Below are 26,853 nucleotides of genomic sequence, written 5' to 3' on the forward strand. Positions count from 1 at the left end.
CGTCACAGGAAGGAGAAGCCATGCGTTCACTAGTCATCGTCACTGCGGGACTGTCCACGCCGTCAACGACGCGTGCGCTTGCCGACACCCTCTCCACCGCCACCAGCGCGCACCTCCATGCGCGGGGCGACGAGGCGCAGGTGACCGTCATCGAGCTCCGTCAACTCGCGGCCGAGCTGGCACTCGCCATGACGGACTGGCTGGCTCCCACTCCGCTGCTCGATGCGGCCAAGGAGTCACTTATTGCTGCCGACGGTCTGATTGCGGTAAGCCCCGTTTTCCAAGGCAGCTATTCGGGATTATTCAAGATGTTTTTCGACACCCTCGATCCCCACGCACTGGACGGACTCCCTACGCTCATCGCCGCGACGGGTGGTTCACATCGTCATGCTCTCGTGCTGGATTACGCGCTGCGCCCGCTACTTAATTACCTGCATGCCACCGTCGTGCCAACCGGTGTATACCAAGCCGCCGAAGAGCTCGCCGCTGCCCCGGAGGTGGCAAACCCTGCGCTTGCCGCACGCATTGACCGGGCTTCTGGGGAGCTCACAGATCTCATGGCAGCACGGCATATGCACTCTGTACTATAAGGGGCGCTAACCACAAAGATTTTTCAGGAGGTTTCTATGACTATTAGCGTGACCGATATCTTCTCCATCGGAATCGGACCGTCCTCCTCGCATACCGTGGGCCCCATGCGAGCGGCCACGGCCTTCTTAAAGTCCCTGCCATCGCATCCGGCCAAAGTTCACACGGAGCTGCGCGGCTCGTTGTCTGCTACCGGACGCGGCCACGCGACCGATCGTGCCGTGATCCTTGGTTTGGCAGGCTGGAACCCGCTCACCGTTCCTCTCGATGCGGAGCCGCGCGCCGATGCTTTTATCCCCGCCGAGGGCTCCATCTCGGGCCCCGCGGGCGAGGTCGAGTACAGCATTTCCTTCAACAACGAACCGGTTCCCGAGCATCCCAATTGCCTCATCTTCACGGCGTGGGACGCTGACGGCTCTGTCCTGGCCGAAGGCGCTGAATATTTTTCTGTCGGCGGCGGCTTCATCCTTTCCCGAGAGGAGTTTGACGCCGAGTTGGAAACCGATTCCGGTGTCCCTGCCGGCGTTGCCGCCGCAACCACGGAAGACACCGTTCCCTATGACTTCCAGTCGGGCGAGCACCTCCTCGATCTCTGCGCAGCTAACGAGATGGCCATCTGGGAAGTTGTGGCCGCGAACGAGGCCGTCCTGCACCGCGAAGAGGGTGGCCTAGACTATGTCTACCGCCACCTCGACCTCGTGTGGGACATTATGCGTGAGTGCGTCACCGAAGGAATTTCCACCAAGGGCATCCTGCCTGGTGGCCTTCGTGTAAACCGCCGCGCACCGAAGATGTACCAACAGCTTCTGGACAAGCAGAACGATGAAGCCTGCGGCCTGTCCGCTATGGAATGGGTCAACCTCTACGCGCTGGCCGTCAATGAGCAGAACGCGGCCGGCGGCCGCGTTATCACCGCTCCGACGAACGGTGCCTGCGGCATCATTCCTGCCGTGCTGCATTATGCACGTGACTTCATGGCGGATTTCACCCGTTCTGACGCTCGCCGTTACTTGCTCACCGCGGGTGCCGTGGGCATCATCATCAAGTCCAACGCCTCAATTTCGGGTGCGGAGGTGGGCTGCCAGGGAGAGGTCGGCTCGGCCTCCTCGATGGCCGCCGCCGGCATGGCTGAACTACTTGGCGCCACCCCGGCGCAGGTCGAAAACGCCGCGGAAATTGCCCTTGAGCACAATCTCGGCCTCACCTGCGATCCGGTGGGCGGTCTCGTGCAGATTCCCTGCATCGAGCGCAACGCCATCGGTGCGGTCAAGGCCATCAACGCCGCTCGCCTCGCCCGCATGGGCGAGGGAACTCACTACGTCACCCTCGACAACGCCGTGCGCACCATGGCCGAGACCGGCCGCGACATGCTCTCCAAGTACAAGGAGACCTCGCTCGGCGGCCTGGCCAAAACGATGGGGTTCAGTGTGTCCCAGGTGGAGTGCTAAACCAGCTGGCTGAGCTGCGTAACGACGTCCCCCACAGGGATGTCGCGCTGCTCGTGCGCGCGCAGGTCCTTGAGAGCCACCGTTCCGGCCTCAAGCTCCTGGTCACCTAGGACAAGGGCGAAACGAGCATTGGCGCGGTCTGCGCCCTTCATCGCACCCTTAAGGCCGCGGTCACCAAAGGACATGTCTGCAGAAATACCTGCCTTGCGCAGGTCATTAATAATGACGGCCATTTTCTGCTTCGCCGCAGCGCCCATGGCGACGCCGTAGACGGCCACGCGCTCCTCGACGCCCTCGAGTTCCACGCCCTCTGCCTCCAGCGCCAACACTGTACGGTCTACGCCAAGGCCATAGCCGATGCCAGAGAGCTCCTGGCCACCTAGTTGGGACATAAGGCCGTCATAGCGGCCACCGCCGCCGATTCCAGACTGGGCACCGAGCCCATCGTGAACAAACTCGAAACACGTCTTGGTGTAGTAATCCAGGCCACGGACCATGCGCGGGTTAATCTCATACGCCACGCCCATGTCATCGAGCAAACCGGTGACGGTCTCGAAATGCTCTCGGCACTCGTCGTTGAGGTGGTCAAGCATGAGGGGGGCATCGACAAGCTGCTCTTGGACCTCCGGACGCTTGTCATCTAACACGCGCAGCGGATTAAGCTCAGCGCGGGCCTTCGTTTCTTCGTCAAGGTCCAGCTTGAACAGGAAATCCTGCAGCTTCTCACGGTAGGCCGGGCGGCATGCATGATCACCCAAGCTGGTGAGCTCCAGACGGAACTGGCTCAGACCCAGGGAGCGGTAGGAACGATCCGCCAGTGCGATAATTTCCGCATCCAAGGCAGGATCATCGACGCCGATGGCCTCCACACCCACCTGCTGAAGCTGGCGGTAGCGGCCCGCCTGTGGGCGCTCATAGCGGAAGAAGGGGCCAAAGTAGTTCAGCTTGACCGGCAACTGGCCACGGTCAAGGTTGTGCTCAATAACCGCACGCATGACACCCGCGGTACCTTCTGGGCGCAGGGTTACGGACCGATCGCCGCGATCCGCGAAGGTGTACATCTCCTTCGAGACCACGTCCGTGGACTCGCCCACGCCACGAGCAAACAAGGACGTGTCCTCGAAGACGGGGAGCTCGATATGTTGGAAGCCAGACAGATGCGCCTGGTGCACGAAGGTCTCACGCACCTTGGCAAAGACAGCCGATTGCGGCGGAACGTAGTCCGGCACACCCTTGGGCGCGGACAGGGCTTTGAACTGCTTCTTATCACTCACGCCCTTTAGAGTACATCCCCCGCCGCCACCAGAAACGGATTAGTCGCGCGTTCGCGCCGCATCGTCGATGTCGGGCCATGACCTGGAAGGATGGCTAGGGCATCATCTAGCGCCCACACGGGACCACGGAGCGAGCGCTGCATCGCCGCATGGTCTGAGTGGGGTAAGTCTGTGCGGCCAATCGACCCCTTAAACAGCACATCCCCTGTCAAGGCCACATCTTCGGCAACCAGCATGACACAGCCCGGCGAATGGCCTGGTGCATGCGCAATCTCAAAGTCGAGCCCTGCCAACGTCAACGTTTCGCCACCAATGAGGTCGCGCCGATCCGCAACCTGCTTCATCGAGGCTGCATCAAACAGTAACTGTGATTGAGGGGATACCCCAGAGCCGTCGACAAGCATGAAGGCGTCATCGGGGTGGATGTACACCGGAAGGTCAAACTCCGCGGCATCCCTCGTGTGGTCGATGTGGCCGTGCGTGAGCACCACAGCCTCATACGTGAGGCCGTGCTCAGAGCCGAGCTCCGCCAGCCGCTCACGCGTGTGCATCCCTGGGTCCACGATGAACGCACGGGATCCGTTAGCCACGACGTAGGTATTGGTCTGATAGGGACCAGCGGCAAACCCGTAGATTTCTGGAGAGCTCATCTACTTCAGCGCAGCCAGAGCCGCGTCATAATCCGGCTCAGTCGTCACTTCCGGGACGAGCTCGGTGTAGACCACCGTGTGGTCCTCATCCGTCACAATAACCGCGCGGGCAAACAGACCCTTAAGCGGAGAGCCTTCCAGAACCAGGCCAAGCTTATCGGCGAAGTCAGAGCGGAAATCAGAGGCGCTCACCACGTTCTCGATGCCCTCAGCAGCGCAGAAACGCTGTTGCGCAAAGGGAAGATCACGCGATACGGACAGGACGACCGTGTTGTCCAGACCTGCGGCCTTCTCGTTGAAGGTGCGCAGCTGGGCGGCACATACGCCAGTATCCACGGACGGGAAGCAAGACACCACGAGGCGCTTGCCGGCAAAGTCGGCCTTCGTGAGCTCTTCCATGTCGGTGCCGACGAGGGTGAAGTCCGGGAGGGCCTCGCCTACCTTGGGAAGCTCGCCATTGGTGTGGGTGGGTTCATTCTTGAAATTAGTAGTAGCCATGACACCCGAGCGTACTGACGGGTGGGGCGGCGCGCCATAGAGAATGCTCATGCGGTTAAGATGAGTGGGTCGAAAAATCAGACCCCCTGTGGAGGAAACAAAGGTGTCTACCAACAGCCAGCGCATGGATGATGCGCTCAACCAGCTCGATCGCGAGCTGAAATCCCGCGACCGCAAGCAGAAGACCCGCCCGCTGGGCGTCGTCATCGCCGCGGCAGTCGTCATTATCGCCCTCGTTGGCGGTATTTGGTTCCTAGCAACGCGCTCGGGCGACGAAGAAGAGATCCAAGCCCAGGACAGCTCTGAGGTTGAGACCACCACCGAAGCCCCAACTGCCGAAGCACTCAGCGGCAAGCGTGAGAAGCCCTTGGACGAGACCGTGACGTGTGAGTACCCGGAGGCTGGCGACGCATCCCGCGAGGTCCCCACCCCGAATGGTAAGAACATCCCGGCTAAGGGTGAGGTCACCGTGAATTTCGCCACCAAGCAGGGCGACATCGAGATGACCCTCGACCGTTCCCTAGCTCCTTGTACCGTCAACGCCATCACCGACATGATTTCGGCTAAGTACTACGACGACACCGTCTGCCACCGTATGACGCAGGGCGGACTTTCGGTTCTTCAGTGCGGCGACCCGACCGGCCAGGGCGCCGGCGGTCCAGGCTTCCAGTTCGCTAACGAGTACCCGACTGATGAAGCTGACGACGCCGCACTGGCGCAGTCTGCCATCTATCCGAAGGGTTCCATCGCCATGGCTAACGCTGGTGCAGACACCAACGGTTCACAGTTCTTTATCAACTATGATGACTCCGAACTGCCACCGGCTTACACCTACTTTGGCAACCTGACCGACAAGGGGCAGAAGACCATCGATGCCATCGCAGCAAAGGGCGTCAAGGACGACGCTCCGGATGGCGCTCCCGCAGAAGAGGTCCGAATCACTAAGGCGACCATCAAGAGCTAAGCTTTCACCCCCGATACGGTGATTCACCCCCGCTCACCCTGGGTGAGCGGGGGTTCCTTGTGTGGAGCGGGGGCCTCCCCGCCGCTACTGAGAATTTCTTAGTGTTGAGCTGTTGCTTTACCTCGCCTTAACCGCACCTGTCGCATGCACATTTGGAAACCGCAGCTCACACGTAGCGGGCAGCTTCTACACAGAGTAAAAAACTTTTTGATTATTCTCTTGCAAATCGAGGACAGGCTCAGTAGCATCTGTGAGGTCTTTGAAATTCCCGAGAACACAAAGGAACGAGAATGAAGTTCTTCTCCCGCAAGGCGCTCGTCGCAGCTGCTACCGCAGCGACTGTTTCCCTGACCGGTGTATCCGTCGCGTCCGCTGAGACCACCACCGAGGAGACAAGCACCACCGTCGCTGAGACCACCGCAGATGGCACCACCTCCGAGACCACGACCACCTCCGAGACCACCTCCACGACCTCGGAAGCACCTTCCAAGACTGCAGAGCCCACCCCGGAGAAGAACGAAGAGTCCTCCAGCGAAGAGGGTTCCTCCAGCACTGACATGAAGCCGAGCGAGATCCGCGACTGGATCGCTGTCTTCACCGCTGTTATCGGCGCTCTGGGCACTGCCTTCGCATTCTACGACCGCTACTTCAGCCCGAACGCCAAGAAGTAATCTTCTCATTCACCCCAACAAAGATAGGACACTCACCATGAAGTTCTTCTCCCGTAAGTCCATCGTTGCCGCTGCTACCGCCGCAACCATCGCTTTCTCCGGTACCGCTGTTGCTTCCGCTGCTCCGGTCGAGGAGTCCGGCTCCTCCAGCGACATCTTCTTCCTCTCCTCCGACGACGAGGGCAACGTAAGCCCGAAGGAGATCCGTGAGTGGATCAAGGTTGTCACCTCCATCATTGGCGCCATGGATGACGCAATGCGTCTCGGCGACAAGCTGGCTGGCAAGTAAGGCCTTAAGCCTTTTCTCCCCCGCTCCGTGCGGGGGATTTTTTCGTTTTCGAGTTGCGGGGTTGGTGGGCCTGTTTTAAGCTTCGTGGCCATGGGGGTACTAGAAACCTACTTCCACTACCGCAACTCGGGGATCGCGCTAGTGGAACAAGCCACCAGCTCACCCGATGAGCTCCGCGCGCTCGGCGCCGACCCAGCCGATGCCACTGAGCTTTCCCACCTCCACCGCACCTACTTCGGGCAAACCCGCTTCACCGGCAAACAACGCAAAGCACGCGCCGCCGCGATGGCACAACAACATAGCCTTAGCATTCTCACCCTGATCGAGTCCTACACCGCCAAAGTCAAAAAAGACCTCGATGCCTGGAACCTACGCATCAAGCTTGCCGGCACCCCCGCCCACAGTATCCGCCACGTCGCCACCAAGCGTTTAATGGAGCTTAAGTCCAAGCGCACCGCCAAACCCGGGGTACGCTTCACCTACCGCTCTAAGGGACCTAACTCCATCACCATCACCGACGCCCCGACCGTCATCGCCGACATCCGCGGAACCCTAGAATCCGTTAATAAAACAAACCTGCTTGATGCTGCCCGCACCGTCATTGTCACCGGTGGTATTGGCACCAAACCCGCCGTACATGCTCAAGTCGTTGTCACCCTCAACGAGCTCGACCAAATTATTAACGGTGATGGGGAGGAAATAGAACTTAACCTCACCAACGGCGCACGCATGACCGGAGCAGAATTCTTAGCCTACAAGTTTGCCGAGATCGGCTACGCCACCATCATCCACCCCCTTGAAGGCCCAGTGAACTCTTATAGGATTAAGCGGCATGCCAGCTGGAAACAACGCATCAGCCTGGCTGCCGAATTCCAAACCTGCTCTAGGCCCGGCTGCAACAAACCAGCCGATTACTGCGAAGTCCACCACCTCATCCCCTGGCAAGCAGGAGGATTCACCAACCTCAAAAACCTCACCTTCCTATGCGCCTACCACAACGGCATTAACGACGATGACCCCAAACGCCCCACCGGGCGCGGCTACATGTTCCGACTGAACACCGGGGTGAGCTACATCCCACCCTGGGGTGCACCGATAACCGCCATGCCCGAATACCAAGAAGCCACAACCAGACTCGCCGCCGAACAAACAACAGGACAAGCCACAGGGCAACCACCCGACCCACCGGGTGCAGGCTAAACGCTCGCAATTAGGCAACGCGAGCACCGGAACGCCAAACCACGCACCCGCACCGCAACGCTGAAACCCGCCAACCACACCATGGTCAGCGGGCACATCAGCGATCCCACAGCTAGTGGAGGCACGCGCAGAGACGGCGAAACCCGCCAACCAGAGGAGGTTGGCGGGTCCGTCGGTATTCGCTACAGCTCCCCTAGTTGTGAGAGTCGTCCTCCTCGACCTCTTCGATGCGTTCAGAGCCAAGGACGTCTTTGAAGACAGAGGCGTCGACAAGCTGGCCACGTCGAATGACTGAAATCTGCCCGGTAGGTTCGAGAATCATCAGCTGGACGTCCGTACGACGGCCGAGCCCTGCCTTACGCACCGCTGAATTTACATCACGATCCGTGATGTGAGCGAAGGCCATATTGTCCTCTTGCAGTTCTCCCTTATAAACGAGGAGCACTGGGCGACGATCGATGAACTTCGACCACCTAACGAACTGGCGGAAAGTACCAAAAGCAGCCTCAAGCAGCATGAGAGTGAAGAGGCCGATGACGCCCGCAGCCAGCGTCGGTGGATTTCCCACGATGACTCGCCCCGCCACAGCACCGAACATAATGATGATGACCGCATCCGACGCAGTCATTGAAGTCAACACGCGGCTGCCAAAGAGCTTGACCAGAATCATGAAGGCTAGATAAATGCCGAAGGTTGCAACCATCACCACCGGAATGCGGTGAGATTCAATACCGAGCTGGTACATCGCTTCGCGTCCAAAAAGCCTCAAAGTTTCCACAGTGCTTAACCTTACCTTTCCCTGGCAGCCACGCATGCAAAAAGCCCACACCGAAGTGTGGGCTCACTGCGTTTAACGATCTAGATGTTGAACTGCTTGCGCAGCTCCTCAATCATCTGCTGGATCGGGGCCGGCAGTGCGGTGGTGGCGAAGCCGACGGTGGCCAGAACAGTCGCAATAGCTGCGGCCACTGCGGTGGTAATGCCAAGACCCAGGCCCAGGCCAAAGGAGGAACCATCGAATTTGGAGCTAGCGTCCTTCTTCGGCTCGGTGGTCGGCTTCGGGGTCTCAGTCGGCTTCGGGGTCTCAGACGGCTGTTCCGCCTTCTTCTCCAGAGCAATCGGCAGTACTGCCTCGGTGCCGGCATCGGTGGTGATGGTCAGCTTCTGGTCGCCCTCGAGGCCCTCCGGCAGAGTGAGCTTGAGAGTCGCGCGGCCACGCTCACCGAAGCCCTTGTCGTCTTCCTGAGCAGCGTTGTCGATGTCAGCCTCAGCCTTCACATCACCGAGAGCAACGGTAACCTTCTTCGCCTGCGGCTCCTCCTCATTGGAGTAGTTGAGGGAGGACAGGTCGATGGTGATTTCCTCGCCAGCCTTCAGCTCACCGGAAATGTGGGCACCAATCTGGCCCTGGCCGGTGCGCACCTTCGACTCGCCAGAAGCGATGTAGTCAATCATGGCCTGGGTATCCATGTAACCGACGTCGTTACGGTTCTTGATCGAACCCGGCACGAAGAAACCGTCACCGCCTTCCTCAGTATCGCTCGAAGCAAGGAAGGAAGACAGAGCAACGGTGTAGTTCTTCTTCGGGTCGATAGGCTCACCGTCGATAGTGACAGACTTGACGCGCTCGCCCTGCTCAGCCTTCTGGTCATAGACCACGGAAACATTGCTGGACAGGCCCAAAGCCAGACGCGGGCGGGACTGACCCGGCTTCCACTGATTCTCCAGTGCCTTGATGAAGTCTTCACCGCTAACCTCAGCCGTGATGACGGAGTTGCCGAACGGCTGGACGGCGAAGATGTCCTTGTAGGTGACGTCGCCTTCCTTGAGGTCAGCGCGAACACCACCGGCATTCATGACGCCAAGGTCGATTTCCTTGTTGGTCTGCTTCGACAAAGCGTAGCGCTGACCATCAGCAATGAAGTTGTTGAGGGTGGACTCCACGCCGCGGTTGGTACCAGTATCTTCACCATCGTTAGAACCGCGGTACATTGCCTTTTCAGTGGTGCCAGCGGTCTTGGAGCCCTCTTCGTCGGCTACCTTCTTGGCCTCGGCGACGACGGAGGCAACCTCTGCATCATCCTCCAGCCCCTTGAGAAGTTCGAAGGTCTCTGCATCCGCAACGTCGTACTGGGTGAGATCGACCTTGGTGATCTTCTTCTCTGCCTTGTCGTAGGTGATGTCGGCGTCGTTCAGCACCTTGCCGTATTCGTAGCCCTGTGCCCAGTACAGCGGCAGTGCGCCCTCACGGGCGACCTCGCCCTGGGTCTTCACGTGGGTGTCACCACCGAAAAGCAGGTCGACGTCCTTGTTGAAGCCCTCTGCAAACTGCTGTGCGTCCTCGTGCATGAGTGCGACAACAACGTCGGCCTCGCCGGATTCCTTCAGACGGGTGGCTTCCTCATTCGTAGCCTTAACTGGGTCGGTGAACTCAATGCCCGGAATGGCAGCGGCGGATACCTTGAACTTGGTGTTCTCAGTGACGGTGCCGACGAAGCCGATCTTCACGCCATCGACTTCCTTCACGAAGGAAGGCTTGAGGAGAGGCTTGCCGTCTTTGGTCACGTTCGCACCGATAATCGGGAACTCAGACTCCTTGACGATGCGGTCCATCAGGTCCTCAGTGCCCTTGTCGAATTCGTGGTTACCCACGGCAGTGACATCGAGGTTCATGGTGTTGAGGGCCTCGTTGGTGTACTTATCCTCAGAAATAGCCGATACGAAAGCGGAGCCGCCCACGTTGTCACCGGAGGACGTCAGAGCGTACTCCTGGTCTTTGTTGACGTACTTGATGAGGGCAGCCATGCGGGCAGCGCCCATCTCGGTGTAACCGCTCAATTCCTTAGTGTCCTTGTCAAACTTCTCAGCCAGCTCGAGGTGGCCGTGGAAGTCAGTGAAGTTGGTGACGGAAATGGTCACCTGGTCGGCCTCAGCGGCGAACGCAGGCGCGCCAGAGACGGCAACGGCGGTAACGGTGGTGGCGGCCAGTAGCTGACCAAAGCGACGGAAATTCACGGGAGTCTCCTGGGTATGAGAGGAATCTTACTCTCGTGTTTATAACGCATCGGTCACAATGACGCAGTGCTTCACGACGCCTCCACCAGCCCCTTCATCCAATATTCACCTACGCGTCACCGAGGAGACAACCGCGGTTCAGCCATCACCCCCTGTAAAGGGGGAGCAGTTTAGGCAGTGACACGGTAGACGTCAAAGACCCCCTCGGTATTGCGCAGCGTGGTCATGAGCTGACCGAGTTGCTTAGTGTCCGAGACCGAAAAGGTGAAACGTACCGTGGCGATGTGGTCGTCACCACGGTTGGAGGTCATCGACAGCACGTTAAGGCTCTGATCGCTGAAGATGCGGGTGAGCTCGAACAGCAGACCTTGTCGGTCGAGCGCCTCCAGCTGAAGAGTAGCGGAGAAGGCTCCCGAAGACTTCGGGCCGCCAGCCCACTCCACCTTCATCATGCGTTCCGGCTCGGACTTGAGCTTCTCCGCGTTATTGCAGTCCGCGCGATGGACAGAGACTCCCCCGCCGCGGGTGACGAATCCGAAGATGGCGTCGCCAGGCACGGGCTGGCAGCACTTGGCCAGCTTTGCCATGACATCCGGGCTGCCCTCGACCAAGATACCCGTACCGGCGGCGGAATCCTTGGTGTGTTGCGCACGTGAATTCTCAATCTCGCTAAGCGGAGTGCGGGAAGCTAAGGCATCAACGGCATCATCCTGGTCGCCGAACAGCGCCATGAGCTGATTGGCCACGTGTTGGGCTGAGACGTGACCGGCACCAATCGCGGTATACAGCGAATCCACGTCGGGATGATGCAGCTGTTCGGCTACCTGCTTCATGGAGCTGGCAGTAAACAGTCGGTGCATGGGCAGACCACCGCGTTGGATCTCGGCTGCCAAAGCATCGCGACCTGCCTCGAGGTGTTCCTCGCGGCGTTCCTTGGCAAACCACTGACGCACCTTGGTCTTCGCGCGCGGGGAGACGAGGAACTCTTGCCAGTCGCGCGAGGGGCCCGCGTTGGGGTCCTTGGAGGTAAAGATCTCAACCTTGTCGCCGGATTTCAGCTCGGACTCCAGAGCTACGAGCTTGCCGTTGACCTTGGCACCAATGCACCTGTGCCCCACCTCAGTGTGCACAGCGTAGGCAAAATCCACGGGAGTCGACCCAGCAGGAAGGTTGACCACATCGCCCTTCGGGGTAAAGGCAAAAATCTGCTTGGCGGTGAGGTCATACCGCAGCGAGTCAAGGAATTCGTTAGGATCGGCGGCTTCCTTCTGCCAATCCAGCAGCTGGCGCATCCACGCCATCTGATCCACTTCTTCCTGATGGCCCGAATTCTTGCCCTTAGTTTCCTTATAGCGCCAGTGCGCGGCCACGCCGAACTCGGCGTTATAGTGCATCTCGTGCGTGCGTACCTGGACCTCCAGGGTAGAACCGCCCGCGGCGATCACCGTCGTATGGAGCGACTGGTAGACACCAAAACGCGGAGAGGAAATGTAATCCTTAAAGCGGCCGGGAAGCGCCTGGTAGAGCGAGTGAACCACACCGATGGCGGCATAGCAGGAGTTGATGTCATCGACCAAGATTCGGATACCAACGAGGTCGAAGATCTCCGCAAAGTCACGCCCGCGCACAATCATCTTCTGGTAAATCGACCAGTAGTGCTTCGGGCGGCCCATAACCTCCGCCTCAATTCCGTTCTCTTTCAGAGCCTGGCTCACCTGGGCCTTAATCTCTTTGAGGGCGCGGTCGCGGGAAGGCGCTCGGTCGGCCACCATGCGCACGATCTCGTCGTACTTCTTCGGGTACAGGATGGCGAAGGCCAAGTCTTCCAACTCCCACTTCACGCTCGCCATACCCAGGCGGTGCGCCAGAGGAGCGATGACATCAAGAGTTTGACGCGCTTTCTTCGCCTGCTTCTCCGGCGGCAGAAAGCGCATCGTACGCATGTTGTGGAGGCGATCGCACACCTTGATGACGAGCACGCGAGGGTCGGTTGCCATCGCGACGATCATCTTGCGAATCGTCTCCGCCTCTGCAGCCGCGCCGAGGGCGACCTTGTCGAGCTTTGTAACGCCATCGACAAGCCGGGCAACCTCCGGACCGAAGTCGCGGGTGAGATCCTCAAGCGAATAGTCCGTATCTTCCACGGTGTCATGCAGCAATGCCGCAGCAACCGTGGTGGTGTCCATGCCAATCTCCGCAGCAATAGTGGCCACGGCCAAGGGGTGCGTAATGTAGGGTTCGCCGGACTTGCGGAACACCCCCTCGTGCAGACGTTCCGCTGTGGCATACGCATTATTGAGCATCTCTGCGTCCGCCTTCGGGTGAAACTCCCGATGGATGGACATCAAAGGATCGAGTGCCGGGTTGATCTTCACCCGGCCTCCGGTGAGGGACCGCGCCAGACGTGCGGACATGCCGCGCACGCCGCTCGGCCGCCACGCAGCCTTATCCTGCTTCTCAGTCATGTATGCCTTTCGCGAAGTAGCTTAGGCATACAAGCCTAGTCCGCCGCGCCCATCTGATTCAGCACAACCAGCGGTTTTCCTTCAAGGCGCGCGCGTCCCTGCAGCCCGTTGACTTCCAGCACGACAACATTGCCAGCGACCTCTGCCCCAGCAGCCTCAAGCAACAGCTTGGCGCCGTAGAGGGTGCCACCGGTGGCAAGGACATCGTCGACAAGCACGATGCGCTTGCCCTTGATGTCGATACCACTGTCAGGAATCTCCAGTGCCGCACTGCCATACTCCAGCTCATACTCTTGGGTGAGCACTGGCGGCGGCAGCTTGCCCTTCTTGCGGATGGCCAAGATTCCCATGCCAAGCTTGTACGCCACAGCAGATCCAAGAAGGAAGCCGCGAGCATCGAGGCCACCCACCATGTCGGCGCCGAGATCCTCACAGGCCTTGGCCAGACCATCAACCACTGCAGTGAAGCTTTCTGCATCCGCCAAAACCGGCGTCAAATCTTCAAAAAGTATGCCTTCTTCCGGGAAGTCTTGGACAAGGCGAACCTTGTCTTTCAAAGCTTGTGCTGCTGCAGCGTAAATCTCGCTCACGACTCTTCCTTTGCTTCGGTTTCTTCGTCTTTGGTGTCGGCCCAGCGGTCGAGGTTCCATCCGATGCCCGCAGGGCCAGTGTAAGGCACGACGCCAGTGACAGCGCGATCAACAATAAAGGTACGCGGCTGAGCGGCAACCGGAATAGAAGGTAATTCCTCCCACAGACGTTGTTCCAAGTCATGGAGGGAGCGGGAATTCTTCACGCTTGAGTTCGGCGCGGAATACTCATGCATCGGATCTACAGCACCGAGAAATACGTCGATGCCCGGCAGGCCCGTCGTGGGATCGGCATCTAATTGCTCGCGGGTAACTCGATCACCAGAGCGATCCTCGATCGAGATGCCTGAAGCCTCACACACAGCGCGCAGCTCCTCAACCATGGCCGCATAGCGCGGGTTAGGAGCGAGATACCCCACCCCGATGGTGGTTCCGGCCAGCCCTCCGGCAATGCTTGGCTCCACCGGCACCATGGTGAGCGAGGCCATCTGCGCCGCCACCGGATCATCGTGGCGCACGGTTCGCACCGTCACCGGCGGAACCTCCACCCCAGACTGTCGGCTCGCAGCTTCCGCCAGCCGCGGAGCATCAACACACGCGGCAAAGGCCTGGCGAGCCCACGGCTCTGCCAGGACACCGTAGTCAGAAAAGGTCAAGGTGTCGGTCAATGTTCCAACCATCGGCGTCACATCGAAAGGATTCCCCTCCGCGTTGCGATCCAGCCATGCGGGATCCTTAAGATGAGATTCGGCAACACGGAGCTCCCCAGACTCGCGGAGAGCGGCGGCATCGGCCGTATCCGGCCAGACAACGACCGTGTCGAGTTCGGGTTTATCACCGTAATACGACTCGTTGGCCTTGAGCACGATGGCCCCCGACTCCTCAACCTTGTCAATGACATAGGGACCAAAGGATACTTGCAGTTCAGGGTCAAAATGACCAGGCTCAGTGGAAAAGCCTTCCCGCCACGTGTTGGCCACGTCCACCAACACGCTGGGGTCTTGAGAGTGCAAGGCTGCGTTGAGCTCTTCCATGCTCATATCGACTCGGCGCGCGATGGTGTGTGCCGGGAGGACAGTGCCGGATCCGAAGAGATAACGCCACCGCGATCCGGAGTCAGGCTGGAACCAGACCGTGAACTTCTTCGAGCCTGGTGCGCACTCGAGCGCCGCAATATCGTTCATCAGCGGCAGATGCGAGCCAAATGTCTCGCTCAGCACGCCCGCGGTGAAAGACAGAAGGTAGTCATCACAGGTCACGGGGACACCGTCGGAGAAACGCGCCTGCTCGGTCAACGTGAAATCAACATGCGCTCCGGGGTGCTCGGCATCTGCTGGAAAATATTGGGCATCGGCAAGATCAGAATTAGGGATGATCTGACCCGCCGGTCCGGGGACGTACATCGAGGGATAGATGCGGCTCGACAGCTGGGCCGCACCGACCGCTTCACCCCAGTGCGTAGCGGCGTTGGTGCTGGCAAGGCGGGCATCGGTGAGGAGGCCGAAGTCGGGGGTTGGGGGGACGTCGTCAAGCGCTGCTTCCTGGGTATCCCCGCAGGCGGAGGCGGTCACCGCGATCGCGAGCAGTGCCGCCCCTAGTGAGCGTCGCACGGCTTAGCGTCCTGGACGCCAAGAGGCGCTGCCGGTATCCTCACTGCGCGGCTGAGACGGTGCCGCCGGAGACGTCACGGTGCGCACGGCCTTATCAGACGTGTGAGCACCGTTGGCAATTGCCGGACCAGCTGCGCGGTAATCCGCAACAGCGGCATTGTGCTTCTTCACGCTCTTACGCTGGTTGGCCAAGGTCACCAACAGCGTGGTGGCGAAGAAGATAGAGGAGAAAATGCCCTCGATGACGCCGATGAACTGGATCAGGGCCAAGTCGCGCAAGGTACCGATACCCATCAGCCAGATGGCGACGACGAACAGCGCAATAATCGGCAGCGCAGAAATCACCGAGGTGGAAATCGAACGCATCACAGTTTGGTTGATGGCCAAGTTGGTGAGCTCCGCGTACGTCTTCGATCGCTGACCCTCCAGCCCGGAGGTATTTTCATCAACCTTGTCAAAAACGATGACCGAGTCGTAGAGGGAGAAGGTCAGCACGGTCAACAGACCGATGATAACTGCCGGAGAGACCTCAAAGCCGAAGAGGGCATAGATGCCGGCGATGAAGACGCCGTCGAAGATGAGGGCCAGGATGGCGGCAAAAGCCATGTCGCGCTGCAGGCGCACGGCCACGTAGATAGTCGCGACTGCCAAGAAGATCGCCATGGCGATAATCATGCGCTTAGTGATGGACGAGCCCCACGATTCCGACACGGTAGAGGAACCGATAGCGTCAGGGCTTGGCTTACCGTTCTCATCCTCGACCTGGAATTTCTCGAAGATTGCCAAGCGGGCTTGGTCGACCTGTTCGTGGGAAAGCCTCTCAGAAGTCACTTCCAGAGTCTCTGAGGAGCCGGCGCCAACGATTTGCACAAGCTCCGGTTCAACGCCGGTAGCTTCGGTGAACGTCTCCTCCACCTGTTCAGTGGTGAGGTCACCCGCCGGCATCGACAGCTTAGTGCCGCCCTCGAAATCAAGGGACAGAGTAAAGCCACGGAGTGCAATCGCCAGAATCGAGGCAACGAGGAGTACACCGGCAATGGTGTACCAGGTCTTGGAACGACCAACGAAATCGAATCCGCCCTCATCCTCATAGAGGCGGTCCATGCGGGAAATCTTGCGGGTGGTGGTATCGACAGCCATGGTTTACTTCTCCTCGTCCGTAGCGGCCGCAATGGGCTTGGCGACGCCCCTCGGGGCATCACCAGTAGCGGGCTTCTCCGTGTCCGCCTTCTTGGCGTAATAACCGCGCTCGCGGCGCTCTTCCACCAGGTTGTAGATACCGCCAAGACCATTCATGGAAGGCTTAGCGTACACCGGGCGACGGCCAATAATCTGCATGATCGGGGCCATCACCAGGAAGGAAACCAGAAGGTCGAAGACCGTGGTCAAGCCCATGGTGAAGGCGAAGCCCTTGACCTCACCGATGGCCAAGAAGTAGACGACGACGGCACCGATAAGGGTCACGGCGTTACCGGTGACGATGGTCGAGCGTGAGCGCTCCCACGCAGTGCGTGTAGCCGAGCGGAAAGTGCGGCCTTCCAGCAGCTCATCCTTGATGCGCTCGTAGTACACCACGAAGGAGTCGGCGGTCGCACCGATACCGATGACCAAACCGGCCATGCCAGAAAGGTCAAGGGAGTAACCAATCCAGCGGCCCAGCAGGACCAGGGCGCCGTAGGTCAGAATGCCCGTCACAATGAGCAGGAACAGGGAGACCCATGACAGGAGGCGGAAGTAGTAGACGGCGTAGGCGGCCACGAGAATGAAACCAACAATGCCGGCGATGAGCGCGGCATCGAGGGCAGCCTTACCCAGGGACGGCGGGACGGTCTCCACCGTGCCACCTGGCTCGCCGTTGGCGCCAGTGAAGGACAGCGGAAGCGCACCATAACGCAGGTTATTAGCCAGGTTCTGGGCTTCCTCCTGGGTGAAGTCACCGGTAATGGAGGTCGCGGAGCCCACCGGGGTCGCACCCTGAATGACCGGGGCGGAAATGACTGCGGAGTCCAGGGTGATGGCGACCTGCTTCTTCAGGTACTCCTGGGTGAGGTCGGCCCAGGTCTGCGAACCGTTGGGGCCGGTGCCCGTCTTGAACGCAAAGCCAATCTCCATCTGACCGGTCTGCGGGTTAAGGCCTCCGGTAATCGGCGCGTCAGTGTCGATTTCGTTACCGGTAAGGCGGGTGCCCTTGGGGTCGGTGATGCCCGCCAGCAGCGGGGCCGGATTCAGTACATAGGGCTGCTGGTTGGAGTAGTCACACGCCACCAGCGGCTTAGCCGGGTCGTCCGTGCCCGCCAACGGGTCGGTTTCAGCGTCACACGTCAACAGGCCAAGCGCTGCGGTCTGGGCGGTCGGGTCCTCGGACTGGCGGTCCTTGAGGAGTACGTCATTGACCTCATCGCGGCGCTGGTTCTCCTCGACGGAGTTAGCCGGCTTCGGCAACGGCGTGGCGCTGACAGTCGGCGCCTTGGACTTCTTCTCGTCCTTCTTCTCTGCATCCTTGCCTTCGGCCGCGGCGGCTGGATCATTCGCCGAGTTGAGCGCTTCATGGATGGAGGCCAACGCTTCATTGGCATGCTCAGGCGTAGTAATGCCGTACTTGACCCAGCGGTTGGCCATGTCGGTCATCGTCTTCTCAAGTTTCTCCAGTTCCGGCATCGGCTGCTCGCCTACCGGACGGAACAGCAGCTGGGAAGTCTGTCCCACTGCCTGCGCCTGGGAAGCATCCTCTCCTGGCACGGTGATGACCAGGGTGGAGCCGTTAATGACAACCTCGGAGCCGGACACGCCCATGCCGTTGACACGCTGCTCAAGGATGGTGCGGGCTTGTTGCAGCTGGTCCTGGGTGGGCTCGTCGCCCTGTGGGACGAGGGTGACACGGGTACCACCCTGAAGGTCGATGCCCAGCTTCGGCGTCGCCGACTTGTTGCCGGTCAAGAAAATGAGGGCATAAATCACAATGACAATGAGCGCAAAGAGCGCCAGAGCGCGCTTGGGCCATTGCCGTTGGCTGGTGCTGACACCACCACGTTTGGATGCGGACACAAAGATCTCCTGTGTTGTGAGGAACAGGGCTAAAACTCAAAGGTCATGGCGATGATAACTACAGCGTAGCTGAGGACTTCACCGCACTATGACTAAAGCACAGTCCATCATCGTACGTCATAGACCGCCGATTCCCTTAACAGACTTAAGGTGCGGCGCTCATCATGTGACGAGCACAACTATTTCTTAGAGCTTGGGGAAGCGCTCGTCGGCATCGTCGGCCGCCGAGCCCTCAGTCTCCGAAGAGCCCTGGGAGACTGCTGCGGAGCGAACAATCGCCATCGTGTCGAACGTCATTACGGTGCCATCTTTGACTCGCAAATCAATCTGTTCACCGTGGGTTTCCACCACGGTGCCGTGCAGTCCACCTGCGGTGATGACGTCCTGACCCGGAGTCAGAGAAGACTGCAGCTCCTTCATTTGGTTCTGACGCTTACGTTGCGCGCGCATCGTCATGAAGCTCGGCAGAATAACAAGGACGGCGAGGACGAGGAGTAGAACTAGTTGAGTACCATTCATAGAAGGCTAGTGTGCCAGAAATCCCACCGAACGGGCCAATCAAAACAGGCCGCCGCCTAAGGCTCCGTCCGGAGCTTCAAGGCCTAGGTGCTGCCACGCAGCAGCAGTCGCCACACGTCCGCGCCCGGTGCGAGAAATCATGCCCGCACGAACAAGGTAAGGCTCGCAGACCTCCTCAACCGTGGATGGCTCCTCACCCACTGCGATAGCTAGAGTATTCACACCCACAGGTCCTCCCCCATGGCCTTTAATGAGCGCCTCAAGTACAGCACGGTCGAGGCGGTCGAGCCCGCGTTCGTCCACGTCGAAGACTTTCAAAGCACCTTGTGCGGCAGCCACATCGATGTGCCCATCACCATTGACCTCAGCGTAGTCCCGCACACGACGCAGCAGGCGGTTTGCAATTCGCGGCGTACCACGGGAACGCGAACCGATCTCCACCGCCGCATCGCTATCGATATCGACGTCCAAAATGGTGGCAGCGCGTGTAATCACCTTGGTGAGGTCCGAGGTGTGGTAGTACTCCATCTGCGCGGTGAAACCGAAACGGTCACGCAACGGCCCGGTGAGCATACCGGCACGGGTCGTGGCACCCACGAGAGTGAAAGGAGGAATCTCCAACGGAATAGAGGTTGCACCTGGCCCTTTACCCACGATGACATCGATACGGAAATCCTCCATCGCCATGTAGAGCATCTCTTCGGCTGGGCGCGCAATACGGTGAATCTCATCAATAAAGAGGACATCGCCCTCCATCAAGTTGGACAACATCGCCGCCAAATCACCCGCGCGTTCCAGTGCAGGGCCGGATGTCATACGCAGGGACGTGCCCAGCTCCTGGGCGATAATCATTGCCATCGTCGTCTTACCCAGCCCCGGCGGGCCCGACAAAAGCACATGGTCGGGCGTCACACCACGATTCTTCGCGCCATTGAGCACCAGTGACAGCTGCTCCCGTACCTTGGGCTGGCCGATGAACTCGTCCAGGGACTTGGGGCGCAGCGAGCGCTCAATGTCATGCTCGCCCTGCTGCTCGCTCGCATCCACGTCCTGATTGCGCGCCGGTGGCGCGGTGAGATCAAGGCCATCGGGAAGCTTGAATTCAGTACGTTCTACATCGGACATTGCTGCCACTCTCCTACTTCTTAGCGCCCAGCTGGCTCAGCGCTGCACGCAAAACCACTGGCGTGGCGGCATCAGGCTGCTCGCTCGCCACGGCTTCCACGATGGGGCGCGCCGCTTTGTCCGTGAAGCCCAGCCCCACGAGCGCCTCCACAACGTCGTCTACGACAGGTCCGCTGGCAGCTGGGGTGGTGGCCGGTGAGACGCCGGAAAGCGCCGGCGTAAACCCCGCCACTTTGTCCTTCAGTTCCAGTGCGAGGCGCTGCGCCATCCGTTTGCCCACGCCTGGGATCTTCTGCAACCTCGCAGACTCCTCCCCCGCGATCGCCTGGGCCAAGTCACCAGCGCCCATCACGGACAATGCCGCAAGCGCCAGCTTCGGCCCCAAACCAGACACGGTTTGCAAGACGTGGAACATGTCGCGGTCATCTGTACTTGTGAATCCGTAGAGGGTCATGGAGTCCTCTTTGACCACCAGAGTCGTCATCACCCGCGCTTCCTCACCGCGCTGCAGGGTACCCAAGGTAGCCGGCGTAGCCAGCACCTTGTAGCCCACGCCCGCGCATTCAAGCACGACGTGATCGAGCTGGATATCGAGTACAGTTCCGCGCAAGGATGCAATCATGACTCTTCCTTAGTTTCTCGTGGACGGTGATGGGCGGGACACGGATGCCGTACGCGGCGAGGAACCCCGAACCCCGCTTGTACGGGCGCCGGCCCCCACTCCGGCGCTGGGATCGCTACCGCTTACCCATGCTAGGGCAGGCGCTCTCCAGCAGTGGCACACCGCCAACGCCAAAGCATCGGCCGCGTCCGCGGGTTTAGGGGCTTCGCTCAGCCCAAGAATACGGGTAATCATAGCCGTCATCTGTTTCTTATCTGCGCGCCCGTTGCCAGACACAGCCTTTTTGACTTCAGACGGCGTGTACATATGCACCGGGATGTCCCGCTCAGCTGCCGCAAGAACAAGGACTCCCACCGCGTGGGCGGTCTGCATAACCGTGGACACTTCACCACGTTCGAATACGCGCTCGAGAGCCACAACGTGCGGCTGATAGTCATCCATCCATTCCCGCACAGCCACCGAAAGGCGCTTAAGACGCTCCCCCAAATCCTTGTCACTGGGCGTGCGCACCACACCAACGGCAATGGGGATAACTGCGCGACCACGCCCTGCTTGCACAACCGACAAGCCGCAACGCGTGAGCCCCGGGTCGATGCCCATGACACGCAAACCCTCCAGGTTCATCGCCGCCTCCTTGCCGTTTACTACCACGAGCTAGTGTACACACACGTGTTCTAGTTCGGGCAACGATACTGACCGGCCCCAGAGGATTCAGCCGCGCAGGCGTACAGTGGCCCGCATATCTACACATTCAAAAGAATTGTCAGAATTCATCCGATCCCGCCACTCCCCACGAGCATTTTTGCCGGACCCCATTCCGACTGACGTCATTGAGCAGGTGCTTATCGACGCCCAATCCGCCCCCTCCAATTCCAACACCCAGCCGTGGAACATCCACCTCGTAGGTGGCCAGACGCTGAAGGACCTGAGCGCTGCTCTCATCAAGGAGTTCGACACCAAGGGCATCACTCCGGACTTCACCACTGACTACGGTGAGGGCGTTCACCCCCAGCGCTCGCAGCAGCTCGCCTCCATTACCTTTGGCAAGGCCGACGAGACCAGTCCGGTATTCAAGACCGATCCGGGCCGCGCGCCACTCTCGGAAACCGTGACGGTGCACGGCATCGACGGTCTTAGCTTGGCGTAGCTAGGACGCACCTCTAGTCAGCATCGAGCTCAGCGACGACCTCATCGCTGAGATCCATGTTGGTGTACACGTTCTGGACATCGTCAGAGTCCTCGAGCGCGTCGATGAGGCGGAAAATCTTACGTGCGTCATCGGCCTGCAGCGGCACCTCAACAGAGGCGCGGAAGTCGGTATCGGTGTCATCGACCTCAATATCGGCTTCTCCCAGAGCCTCGCGCACAGCCGGAATATCACCCGGGGCGCAGGTAATCTCGAACTTCTCGCCGTTATCCTTGACTTCTTCTGCACCGGCTTCCAGTACGGCGAGGAGAATGTCATCCTCGCTCTGCTCGCCCTTCTCTACGAAGACAAGGCCGGTGCGCGAGAACATGTAGGCCACAGAGCCCGACTCACCCAGATTGCCGCCGTTCTTGGACATCGCCGTGCGAACGTCGGTAGCAGCGCGGTTGCGGTTATCCGTCAGGCACTCGATGAGCATGGCCACACCATTAGGGCCATAGCCTTCGTACATAATGGTTTCCCAGTCGGCACCGCCAGCTTCCTCGCCGGAGCCACGCTTGCGGGCGCGCTCAATGTTGTCATTCGGAACCGAGGCCTTCTTGGCCTTCTTAATCATGTCATCGAGGGTGGGGTTTGCCGCGGGATCGCCGCCGCCGGTGCGTGCCGCGACCTCGATGTTCTTAATCAGCTTGGCAAACTCCTTGCCACGCTTGGCATCGTTAGCCGCCTTCTTGTGCTTGGTAGTTGCCCATTTGGAGTGGCCTGACATGTCATCCCTTTCGACGTGGATGTGTGAAACTGTTGCAATTATACGGCCCCACCGCCGCCCCCATCACACGGGGTGCCCCGCTTCTTACACGTTCTGCCAGTTGCCGTTCGCTGTCGTTGCGTCGACATCATCCCGAAGAGTGCGGGTCAGCCCTTCTTGCATGGCCACGGCGACGAGCTCACCGCGCTGGTTGAAAATCTTGCCTTGCGCCAAGCCCGTACCCGTCTGAGCCGACGGCGACGTCTGGGAATAAAGCATCCACTCATCCGCTCGCACAGGGCGCAGGAACCACAGCGAATGGTCCAAACTCGCCAACTGAATGCGGTCGCCTTGGTGAGGGAGGAGCGCGGTGCGGATGAGTGTCATGTCTGACATGTACAGAAGTGCCGCTTGGTGAAGGGACTGGGGGGCGTCGGCAAGCAAGGCCCCTGTGTTGCGGAACCAAATGTGGCGGAAACCCGCGCCCGTCGCTTCCGCGGCGGAGGCATCACGATCGGCCTCCGGAACTAAGCGAACGTCCCAATCCTCCCATTCCTTGAGGATAATGCGAGTGGAATAGGGTGATTCCGTGATAGTTTCCGGGGCGGGAACCACGGGCATGGGGTCCTGGTGGTTCGGCCCAGTGTCGCCTGATTTATGAAAACTGGCGATGAGCACAAAAATGAGCCGTTCGTCCTGATAGACGCGCACATGCCGGGTGGCAAAAGAGCGACCGTCCCGCACCCGCTCCACGCGGATAGTCGTAGGCTGGCTGGAATCGCCAGGGCCCACAAAATAGCAGTGCAGGGAATGAGCGAGCTTTCCCTCGACGGTGAGCTGCGCCGCATGAAGCGCCTGCGCCATCGTTTGGCCACCAAATGTTCGTTCAATGTAGGAGGGAACAACGGGGCTGCGGAACTCAACGTCGCTCACCTGCTGAATATTTACCGCCTGAGCCACCGATGCCATTATCCACTCCTCACTTTCACACCTTTATGGCACGTGCCACACTAACTTCGCCCATACTACTCATAGGCTGGTCTGCCCCCGGATCATGCGTAGTATGTTCCGCATGACTTCAACCACTCCGCATAGCGTGCACCGCGTGGCCGCCTACCTCGAGATGTTTACGTGGTCGCTGCTCATTGTGTCGATGATCCTCAAGTACTCCGGCACCACCGCAGCGCTAACCCCCTTTGCAGGCGGTATCCACGGCTTCGGCTTCCTGTGCTTCCTACTCATGACGGCCCTGGTGTGGATTAACAACCGCTGGTCGTTCGGCGTCGGAGTCCTTGGCCTCGTGGTCACAGTCATCCCGTTGGCCGCGCTTCCCTTTGCCATCTGGGTGTCCAAGCGCGGCCTCGTTGACGGCCCATGGCGCTTCGCTGATGATGCTGAGCCGCACGGTTTCTTCGACAAGATTCTGGCGCAAGCTGTTCGCCACCCAGCTCGCACTGCCATCATCGGCCTCCTTGTCGTAGCCATCGTCTTTAGCGTCCTGCTAATGCTCGGCCCACCCGTCGATGTCGAGTCCGCCATTGAAAATAATCGCTAAAGTCCCTGCTGTATGGGCCGGCTGGACTGCGGCCAGAGTCCTCCTCATCGCCTTGCTCCTCGGCAACACCATGCCCGCGGGGGATCTCTACTACTACTTGGAAGGCGTCTACGGTGAGGATCCCTCCGCCATGACGGAGTATCCACAGCCGGGAACGTGGCCAACCATTATCCTCGCGTGGCTTACGGGTGATAACGGCGACACGTATCGCGTGGCGTTTACGCTCATGATGCTGCTTGCTGACGCCCTCTTCCTCGCCCTTCTCCTTCGCAACAATCACCAACGGCGGTCTGTTTTTGCAGCCGCGTGGTTCTGGGTTTTCTTTGGAACGGCAGTCGGCCATGTCTTTGTCTGGCGCCTCGATTTGTATCCCGGGCTACTCGTCGCAGGTGCTGGTGCTCTGCTCGCCACTCGGCCCCGCATTGCCTCTGCTCTTTTGGCCTGGGCCACAGCGGTCAAACTGTGGCCGGGTGTTGTGGCCGCGGGCTTGGTCGGCCGTTCGACCTCGCGGTCGTCGTGGCAGCGCCTCGCGTCCTTCTTCGGCGCTATCCTCGCGATCTGCGCGGCGGTCGCCTGCTTCAGCGGGGTGGAACGGCTGTTCTCTCCCCTGACCTATCAGGACGAGCGCGGCCTTCAGATTGAATCTCTCGCTGCCACGTTGTTTGTCTATCAGGCTCACCATCATCCAGGCGTGTGGGAAATGAACTACGCCGCCTCCAAGAGCTATGAAATCACCGGACCCGGTGTGGAGACCGCCCTAACCTTCAGCACCATTGCTCTAGCATGCGTCCTGGTGTGGATACTGGCTGTGGCTGCCGTGCGGTTTATTCGCGGCGGGTGGGATCCTCGTTCTACCGTGGTTTTCTTTCTTGCCGCCATTGTCCTGCTTATCGCTACAAACAAGGTGTTTTCCCCGCAATACATTGTGTGGATCGGCCCTATTCTTGCCGTAGCTATCCGCGCGGAAGTGCCTCTAGAGTCCGAGGCAGATCGGCGCCTAGCGCCACAGCGCACTGTTCTGAGAACCAGCATGGCTGCTCTCACTATTGGGGCAGCAGCGCTGGGAGCATACATTTACCCCTATGGCTACGACTATGTGTGGTTCTACGTGGGCGAGCAGGCTGCCCCCGTCTACGCACTCGTTGCTCGCAACGTGCTTATCCTCATCATGGCCGTCGTCGCACTTGTTTGGCACCGCCTAGAGTTCCGCGCCGCACGGATCGCAGAACGAGCGCCGCAGGTGGCTTAGACCTCTATCTGGTTGAGCTCAAAGAACTCCGGAAGCTTTGCCGTGCCACCCAATCGCAGCCACTTCACCGCCGGACGCAGGCGCAGCGCACGAGTATCGCTCACTGCTTCGTTGTAGAAGCGGTGAGCAAGATGGATGCGCCCTTCGGCGTCGGCAAGCAACGCGGGGAGTGTGTCAAAACGCTGCGCAAGCGCTGTGGACAGCTCACGTTCCCGAGTCGTGCGCTCATCGAAATGGCCTTGGGCCAGTTCCGTGGACTCAGCACGGCTAGCGAGCGGCGCCAATTCGGGGGCGAGCGCACTCACCACAGCTGCACGTCGATCCAGAGTCGCCTCCAGTTGTGCCAAGGCCGCATCAGTGCGGATATGGAGGGAATTGAGGCGCTGGGCGGTAAACAGCGCCCACATCGCGATGATGATCACCACGGCCAGAATGATGACTAGTTCAATGGCCACTTATTTCACCCGAACCTTCGTGCCATCAGCGACGGTTTCATACACACGCATGACCGCGGCGGCGACATGATCCCAGTCATAGTCACGCGCGCGTTGAGTACCCGCTTGCGTCAAGGCGGCGCGCCTGTCTGGGTTCCTCACGAGTCCCTCCAATACCCGGGCCAAATCCGTGGCGTCACCATTCCGGAAGAGCACGCCAGCAGGTTCCTCGGACTCGCTGTTGCACACCGCCGCGAAGGCCTCCAGATCCGAGGCCACCACCGCGCAGCCAGCCGCCATGGCCTCCACGAGCACGATGCCAAAACTTTCTCCACCCGTGTTGGGGGCAACATAAATATCCGCCCGCCCCAGGATGGCTGCCTTTTCTGCATCACTAACGCGCCCCACGAAGTCCACGCCGGGAACGGTGCGCGGGTGCCCGCCCCCCATGACGGTTACGCGCACCTTGTCGGGAAGAAGAGTAAGTGCTTCGAGGAGAATGTCCAAACCTTTTCGCGGTTCATCGAAGCGCCCCAAGAACACAATCTCCACAGGCTTCTCGCTGTCCACGTCGTCCCAGACGCGTGCGTTGGATTGTTGACGCTCACGGGCATACACCGACGTGTCCACTCCGTTTGGAATGAGGACTGGGTCACCTCCGAGTTGCTCCACCTGCCAGCGACGCGCCATCTCCGACACCGCAATCCCTCCCCGGATCTTCTCCAGGTACGGACGAAGGAATGGCTTGGCGAGGGTCAAGATGAGTGAGCTGGAGGCCGAAGCGTGATAGGTGGCCACGATAGGCCCGTGAACCATGGCCAAGGCCGCCATGGAGTAGCTCGGTGAGTTCGGCTCGTGAATGTGCAGGACATCAAAGTTCCCCTCACGGATGAAGCGCTTGATGTTGCGGCCAACGTGCGGTCCCATGGCCAGTCGCGCGACGGAGCCGTTGTACGTCAGAGGGATCGCCCAGCCACCCTTACGCACAAAGCTGGGCACCTGCGTGCTTGACGACGCCGGCCCCAGCACCTCCACATCATGGCCCTGTTCGATAAACACTGTGGCCAAATCAAGGATGTGGGCCTGAACGCCGCCCGGCTCGTCGAAAGAGTAGGGGCAGACAATACCGATCCGCATGGTCGTCTCC

27 protein-coding genes are annotated in these 26,853 nt (G+C 59.8%); 9 read left to right on the forward strand and 18 right to left on the reverse strand.

All coding sequences use genetic code 11. From position 1 onward, the window contains the following. Positions 1-20: 20 nt before the first annotated feature. Complete coding sequence (locus CSING_RS07465; RefSeq protein ID WP_042531081.1) at positions 21-590, forward strand: CE1759 family FMN reductase; 570 nt, start codon at positions 21-23, stop codon at positions 588-590. A gap of 36 nt (positions 591-626) precedes the next feature. Beyond that, a complete protein-coding gene (locus tag CSING_RS07470; protein ID WP_042531084.1) occupies positions 627-2,036 on the forward strand; it encodes an L-serine ammonia-lyase in 1,410 nt (469 codons plus the stop codon). Here CSING_RS07470 and hisS read toward each other — a convergent pair. Genes hisS through tpx form a run of 3 tightly spaced genes read right to left on the reverse strand, consistent with a single transcriptional unit; the run spans position 2,033 to position 4,458 of the window. Continuing rightward, positions 2,033-3,310, reverse strand: a complete 1,278-nt coding sequence (gene hisS, locus CSING_RS07475; RefSeq protein ID WP_042531085.1) for a histidine--tRNA ligase — start codon at positions 3,308-3,310, stop codon at positions 2,033-2,035. The two genes, CSING_RS07470 and hisS, sit on opposite strands and share 4 nt — an antisense overlap. Positions 3,311-3,315: 5 nt before the next feature. Beyond that, a complete protein-coding gene (locus CSING_RS07480) occupies positions 3,316-3,960 on the reverse strand; it encodes an MBL fold metallo-hydrolase (protein WP_042531087.1) in 645 nt (214 codons plus the stop codon). Next, a complete protein-coding gene (gene tpx, locus CSING_RS07485; protein ID WP_042531089.1) occupies positions 3,961-4,458 on the reverse strand; it encodes a thiol peroxidase in 498 nt (165 codons plus the stop codon). Positions 4,459-4,561: 103 nt separating this feature from the next. Between tpx and CSING_RS07490 the strand changes: the two genes are divergently transcribed. The 4 genes from CSING_RS07490 (at position 4,562) to CSING_RS07505 (ending at position 7,582) form a co-directional block, all read left to right on the forward strand. After that, positions 4,562-5,422 (forward strand): peptidylprolyl isomerase, encoded by an 861-nt coding sequence (locus CSING_RS07490; RefSeq protein ID WP_042531091.1) that lies wholly within the window; start codon positions 4,562-4,564, stop codon positions 5,420-5,422. 290 nt (positions 5,423-5,712) lie between these two features. Beyond that, positions 5,713-6,093, forward strand: a complete 381-nt coding sequence (locus CSING_RS07495; protein ID WP_042531092.1) for a hypothetical protein — start codon at positions 5,713-5,715, stop codon at positions 6,091-6,093. A 37-nt stretch (positions 6,094-6,130) separates the two neighbouring features. Beyond that, positions 6,131-6,382: a hypothetical protein gene (locus CSING_RS07500; protein ID WP_042531094.1), complete on the forward strand. Its 252-nt coding sequence runs from the start codon at positions 6,131-6,133 to the stop codon at positions 6,380-6,382. Positions 6,383-6,472: 90 nt separating this feature from the next. Further along, positions 6,473-7,582, forward strand: coding sequence for an HNH endonuclease signature motif containing protein (locus CSING_RS07505; RefSeq protein WP_042531096.1), 1,110 nt, complete (start codon positions 6,473-6,475; stop codon positions 7,580-7,582). A gap of 193 nt (positions 7,583-7,775) precedes the next feature. Here CSING_RS07505 and CSING_RS07510 read toward each other — a convergent pair whose 3' ends face one another. The 11 genes from CSING_RS07510 to ruvC form a co-directional block, all read right to left on the reverse strand. Next, complete coding sequence (locus tag CSING_RS07510) at positions 7,776-8,360, reverse strand: DUF421 domain-containing protein (RefSeq protein ID WP_407637921.1); 585 nt, start codon at positions 8,358-8,360, stop codon at positions 7,776-7,778. Between the two features lie 80 nt (positions 8,361-8,440). After that, positions 8,441-10,597: a bifunctional metallophosphatase/5'-nucleotidase gene (locus CSING_RS07515; protein ID WP_042531098.1), complete on the reverse strand. Its 2,157-nt coding sequence runs from the start codon at positions 10,595-10,597 to the stop codon at positions 8,441-8,443. Positions 10,598-10,767: 170 nt separating this feature from the next. Next, positions 10,768-13,062, reverse strand: a complete 2,295-nt coding sequence (locus CSING_RS07520) for a RelA/SpoT family protein (protein ID WP_042531099.1) — start codon at positions 13,060-13,062, stop codon at positions 10,768-10,770. Positions 13,063-13,097: 35 nt separating this feature from the next. Continuing rightward, entirely contained in the window at positions 13,098-13,652 is a 555-nt protein-coding gene (locus CSING_RS07525) for an adenine phosphoribosyltransferase (RefSeq protein WP_042531101.1), read from the reverse strand. Then, the gene (locus CSING_RS07530; protein ID WP_042531103.1) at positions 13,649-15,262 is read right to left on the reverse strand and encodes an ABC transporter substrate-binding protein; all 1,614 of its coding nucleotides are present in this window, start codon (positions 15,260-15,262) and stop codon (positions 13,649-13,651) included. The genes CSING_RS07525 and CSING_RS07530 overlap by 4 nt, the downstream gene beginning before the upstream one ends. 3 nt (positions 15,263-15,265) lie before the next feature. Further along, on the reverse strand, positions 15,266-16,402 hold the full coding sequence (gene secF / locus CSING_RS07535; RefSeq protein WP_042531105.1) for a protein translocase subunit SecF: 1,137 nt from the start codon (positions 16,400-16,402) through the stop codon (positions 15,266-15,268). A 3-nt stretch (positions 16,403-16,405) separates the two neighbouring features. After that, positions 16,406-18,307 carry a protein translocase subunit SecD gene (secD, locus tag CSING_RS07540; protein WP_042531107.1) on the reverse strand — a complete coding sequence of 634 codons (1,902 nt, stop codon included), beginning with the start codon at positions 18,305-18,307 and terminating at the stop codon, positions 16,406-16,408. A 186-nt stretch (positions 18,308-18,493) separates the two neighbouring features. Beyond that, positions 18,494-18,826 carry a preprotein translocase subunit YajC gene (gene yajC / locus CSING_RS07545; protein ID WP_042531110.1) on the reverse strand — a complete coding sequence of 111 codons (333 nt, stop codon included), beginning with the start codon at positions 18,824-18,826 and terminating at the stop codon, positions 18,494-18,496. Between the two features lie 39 nt (positions 18,827-18,865). Continuing rightward, positions 18,866-19,951: a Holliday junction branch migration DNA helicase RuvB gene (gene ruvB, locus CSING_RS07550; RefSeq protein WP_042531112.1), complete on the reverse strand. Its 1,086-nt coding sequence runs from the start codon at positions 19,949-19,951 to the stop codon at positions 18,866-18,868. 13 nt (positions 19,952-19,964) lie between these two features. Then, positions 19,965-20,573, reverse strand: a complete 609-nt coding sequence (ruvA, locus tag CSING_RS07555; protein WP_042531114.1) for a Holliday junction branch migration protein RuvA — start codon at positions 20,571-20,573, stop codon at positions 19,965-19,967. A gap of 9 nt (positions 20,574-20,582) precedes the next feature. Then, complete coding sequence (ruvC, locus tag CSING_RS07560; RefSeq protein WP_042531116.1) at positions 20,583-21,197, reverse strand: crossover junction endodeoxyribonuclease RuvC; 615 nt, start codon at positions 21,195-21,197, stop codon at positions 20,583-20,585. Between the two features lie 136 nt (positions 21,198-21,333). Here ruvC and CSING_RS13320 point away from each other — a divergent pair, with 136 nt between their 5' ends. Continuing rightward, positions 21,334-21,720 (forward strand): nitroreductase family protein, encoded by a 387-nt coding sequence (locus CSING_RS13320; protein WP_236683943.1) that lies wholly within the window; start codon positions 21,334-21,336, stop codon positions 21,718-21,720. A 13-nt stretch (positions 21,721-21,733) separates the two neighbouring features. On the opposite strand, the gene CSING_RS07570 is transcribed toward CSING_RS13320, so the two are convergent. Further along, entirely contained in the window at positions 21,734-22,489 is a 756-nt protein-coding gene (locus CSING_RS07570) for a YebC/PmpR family DNA-binding transcriptional regulator (protein ID WP_042531118.1), read from the reverse strand. Positions 22,490-22,573: 84 nt separating this feature from the next. After that, positions 22,574-23,437 (reverse strand): acyl-CoA thioesterase, encoded by an 864-nt coding sequence (locus CSING_RS07575; protein ID WP_042531120.1) that lies wholly within the window; start codon positions 23,435-23,437, stop codon positions 22,574-22,576. Between the two features lie 103 nt (positions 23,438-23,540). On the opposite strand from CSING_RS07575, the gene CSING_RS07580 reads away from it, so the two are divergent. Both CSING_RS07580 and CSING_RS07585 read left to right on the forward strand, forming a co-directional pair. After that, positions 23,541-24,023: a DUF3817 domain-containing protein gene (locus tag CSING_RS07580; protein WP_042533285.1), complete on the forward strand. Its 483-nt coding sequence runs from the start codon at positions 23,541-23,543 to the stop codon at positions 24,021-24,023. Further along, positions 24,007-25,272, forward strand: coding sequence for a glycosyltransferase 87 family protein (locus CSING_RS07585; RefSeq protein ID WP_042531122.1), 1,266 nt, complete (start codon positions 24,007-24,009; stop codon positions 25,270-25,272). Before CSING_RS07580 ends, CSING_RS07585 begins: the two co-directional genes overlap by 17 nt. On the opposite strand, the gene CSING_RS07590 is transcribed toward CSING_RS07585, so the two are convergent. Together CSING_RS07590 and CSING_RS07595 are read right to left on the reverse strand one after the other, a co-directional pair. Continuing rightward, on the reverse strand, positions 25,269-25,727 hold the full coding sequence (locus CSING_RS07590) for a hypothetical protein (RefSeq protein ID WP_042531125.1): 459 nt from the start codon (positions 25,725-25,727) through the stop codon (positions 25,269-25,271). The two genes, CSING_RS07585 and CSING_RS07590, sit on opposite strands and share 4 nt — an antisense overlap. Beyond that, positions 25,728-26,843: a glycosyltransferase family 4 protein gene (locus tag CSING_RS07595; RefSeq protein WP_042531127.1), complete on the reverse strand. Its 1,116-nt coding sequence runs from the start codon at positions 26,841-26,843 to the stop codon at positions 25,728-25,730. Positions 26,844-26,853 lie beyond the last annotated feature (10 nt).

Source organism: Corynebacterium singulare (assembly GCF_000833575.1).
Classification (GTDB): Bacteria; Actinomycetota; Actinomycetes; order Mycobacteriales; family Mycobacteriaceae; genus Corynebacterium; species Corynebacterium singulare.